Source organism: Acidovorax benzenivorans (genome assembly GCF_028680575.1).
Lineage (GTDB): Bacteria > Pseudomonadota > Gammaproteobacteria > Burkholderiales > Burkholderiaceae_C > Acidovorax > Acidovorax benzenivorans.
This window is the reverse complement of the sequence record NZ_JAPCKI010000042.1, coordinates 1-1,066: the sequence shown is the minus strand read 5'-3', so window position 1 is coordinate 1,066 and position 1,066 is coordinate 1. Positions and strand designations below refer to the sequence as shown.

The 1,066-nt window shown below is 56.2% G+C and carries 1 pseudogene; it reads left to right on the top strand.

Going from position 1 to position 1,066, the window contains the following annotated elements:
- Positions 1–61: 61 nt before the first annotated feature.
- Positions 62–1,066, top strand: a pseudogene (locus OIN59_RS25270) (IS3 family transposase); the annotation flags it as partial.

Genomic DNA, 1,066 nt, shown 5'->3' with positions numbered 1-1,066 from the left:
TTGGACTTCACCCGGTTCAATAGACACCTATCAAGGTCGAAATTGAACTGGAGAGTGAGAAATGAAGAGAGTGCGATACCCGGCTGAGTTCAAGGCAGAAGCCGTCAAACAGGTGACCGAGCGTGGTCATAGGGTAGTGGATGTGGCCAAGCGATTGGGCATGTCGGATAAAAGCCTGTACCTGTGGGTGCGGCTTGCCAAAGAGCAATCGAACACAGGGGGGGCAGAGACAAGCCAGCTCAAGGCCGAGGTATCCCGGCTCAAAGCGGAGCTCAAAAGGGCCAATGAGGAGCGCGACATCCTAAAAAAGGCCGCAACGTACTTTGCCAAACTGTCCGGGTGAAGTACGCATTCATGGCCGAACATAAAGGCCAGTTCCGGCTCAGCAGCATGTGCCGCGTTCTGCGCGTACAGCGCAGTGGCTATTACGCTTGGAAGGCCAATCCAAAGTCCAAACGCGCCTTAGCCGACGATGTCTTGCTGGCAAGCATTCGGCAATCCTTTGACGACAGCCATGGGATTTATGGAAGCCCACGCATCCTCCGGGACTTGAGAGAGGACGGTATGGCATGCGGTCAAAAACGTGTAGCACGCCTGATGCGCCAGGCCCAACTGCGCTCAGTGCGTGGTTACAAGCGGCCACGCTACCGAGTCGGCCTTCCTGCGACTGCCGCACCGAACCGGTTGCAACGTGAGTTCACGGTCACGCTACCGAACCAAGTGTGGGTCACCGACATTACCTATATCCGAACCCATGAGGGCTGGTTGTACCTAACGGCCGTAATTGACCTGTACTCGCGCATGGTGGTCGGCTGGTCGATGAACTCCAGCATGGCTACAGAGTTGGTGTTGGATGCGCTCACGATGGCTGTGTGGCGCAGGCGCCCAACGGGCCCAGTGATGATCCATTCCGACCAAGGAAGTCAGTTTGGCAGTGACGACTTCGCCCGCTGGTGCAAGGACAACCAATTGGTGCCAAGCATGAGCCGACGTGGAAACTGTTGGGACAACGCGGTAGCAGAGTCCTTCTTCAGCAGCTTGAAGAAGGAGAGAATCAAACGCCATA